The organism is Peptoniphilus sp. oral taxon 836 str. F0141 (assembly GCF_000179335.1).
Classification (GTDB): domain Bacteria; phylum Bacillota; class Clostridia; order Tissierellales; family Peptoniphilaceae; genus Peptoniphilus_A; species Peptoniphilus_A lacrimalis.
Map to the genome: position 1 here is coordinate 1 of NZ_AEAA01000102.1, position 2,588 is coordinate 2,588.

The window sequence follows — 2,588 nt, forward strand, 5'->3', positions numbered from 1 at the left end:
TATATAATTTCCATCTTGATCATACCACACAGGAAGTCTGTGTCCCCACCAAAGTTGTCTTGAAATATTCCAATCACGAATATTTAAAAGCCAATTTTCATAAATTTTTCCAAATCTTTGAGGAACAATATTCAATTCACCATTTCTATAAGCTTCAAGAGCAGGTTTTGCTAGTGGTTCCATTTTTACAAACCATTGCTTAGAAATTAATGGTTCAATAACACTATTACATCTTGAGCAATGACCAACTGCATTGTGGTGCTTTTTCTTGCCTATATAAAATCCCTTTTCTTTAAAATCTTCAATTATTTTTTCCCTAGCATCAAATCTTTCCATGCCACTATATTTTCCAGCATTTTCATTTAAATGACCATCATCTGTCATAATTTTTAACTGACCAAGTTCATGTCTTTTGCCAACTTCAAAATCGTTGGGGTCATGGGATGGAGTAATTTTTACAGCCCCTGAACCAAATTCCATATCAACATATTCATCTGCTATTATTGGAATCAGCCTGTCATCCATTACTGGAATTTTTACTTTTTTACCAATCAAATCCTTATATCTATCATCATTGGGATTTACAGCTATTGCCAAGTCCCCAGGAATTGTTTCTGGTCTTGTAGTGGCAATTTCTATTCCGCCTTTTCCATCTTCAAAAGGATAAGTGAAATACCAAATTTCTCCATCATGTTCAATATGGTCGACTTCAGCATCAGAAATAGAAGTCTTGCATGACGGACACCAATTAATAATTCTTGAACCACGATATATTAAACCTTTATTATATAGTTCAACAAAAACTTGACCTACAGCCCTAGACAAAGTTTCATCAAGAGTAAATCTTTCACGAGTCCAATCGCAAGATGCACCCAATTTTCTGAATTGTTTTTTTATGTTTCCGCCATATTCATGAGTCCAAGCCCAAGCTTCATCTAAAAATTTTTCTCTGCCTAAATCCTCTTTTTCCTTGCCTTCTGATCTAATTTTTGCAACAACTTTAGCCTCAGTAGAAATTGATGCGTGGTCTGTTCCTGGAAGCCAAAGGGCACTATAACCTTGCATTCTTTTTGCACGAATCAATATATCTTGAATTGTTCCATTTAAAGCATGTCCCATATGAAGATTTCCTGTTACATTTGGCGGTGGCATAACAATAGAATAAGGTTTTTTATCCTTATCAACTTCAGCCACAAAGTAATCATTTTTCATCCAATAATCATAAATATTTTCTTCAAAATCTTTAGGATTGTAAACTTTACTTAATTCTTTCATAATTCTCCTTTCAATACAAAAAGTCCTTCGCCCTAAGGACGAAAGACGCGGTACCACCTTAATTTTTATTTATTATATAAATAAACTCTCGAAATTTATAACGCTAAATGCGTGATAGACTACTTAATTTCACCTATCAAGACAAAAAAGCTACAATTAAAAAATTTCTTTGACAATTTTCACCATCCATGTCTCTCTAAAAAAGAAAAATTTCAACCCTCTTTTTTATAGTCTTATTAAATTAAAAACTTAAAATATTATATTATAATATATATTTTTGTCAAACATTAATTAAATAAATAATGATTTAAAAAAACTTTTCATACACTATAAGAAAAAAATCCCTTTTATTCTCATGGAAAAAGTTACACTCACCCTAGTTGGATTTTTTGAAAATACCACCAAAAATAAAAATACAGATGATATTTTTTATAAAAATTAACCTAAATTATAAAATTTTATCTTTCAATAAAACCAACTTTTTTGTAAACTTTTCTCAAAGTTTTATTTGCAAGATATGAGGCTTTTTCAGCTCCTTCTCTGTAGACTTTTTCAAGATATGACTTATCTTCTCTTATATCTTTAAATCTCTGTCTGATAGGTCTTAAGGAATCCACAACAAGTTCAGCTAATTCATCTTTAAATACCCCATAACCTTGATCTTTATACTTTTCCACAATTTCCTCAGCTTTTAAGTTAGAAAAAGATGCGTAAATATCTATTAAATTTTTAAGTCCCTTTTGTTCATCACAATATCTGAAAGTGCCGAGAGAATCTGTTACAGCCTTTTTAATTTTCTTTCTTGTTTGATTTTCATCTTCTATTATTAGGATAAAACCATCTTTATTTGCATCAGACTTTGACATTTTTGAAGTTGGATCTTGCAAAGACATTATTCTACCTCCAACTTTTGCAGGAAGTATTTCAGGAACTGTAAAAGTTTCAGAATATCTGTGATTAAATCTTTGCGCAATATCTCTTGTAATTTCAAGATGTTGTCTTTGGTCTTCACCCACTGGTACATAGGAAGTTTGATATAATAAAATATCAGCAGCCATAAGAACAGGATAATTTAAAAGACCAGCTTGGACTTCTTTTACTTTTTGAGATTTTGACTTAAATTGAGTCATCCTTTGAAGTTGACCAAGACCTGTCATTGTATTTAAAACCCATGCAAGTTCAGTATGAGCCGGAACATGAGATTGAATATATATTATTGATTTTTCAGGGTCAAGTCCACAAGCTAGATATAAAGCAATTAAATCTAAGGTATTTTTCTCAAATCCTTTGGCACTTGGGCGACAGTTATGGCA

1 protein-coding gene and 1 pseudogene are annotated in these 2,588 nt (G+C 31.5%); both read right to left on the bottom strand.

The genetic code is table 11. The annotated features are described in order from the left end of the window. The coding region (valS, locus tag HMPREF9131_RS05510; RefSeq protein WP_009345871.1) for a valine--tRNA ligase at positions 1 to 1,275 on the bottom strand (1,275 nt) is incomplete at its 3' end. Positions 1,276 to 1,733: 458 nt separating this feature from the next. Then, positions 1,734 to 2,588, bottom strand: a pseudogene (trpS, locus tag HMPREF9131_RS05515) (tryptophan--tRNA ligase); the annotation flags it as partial.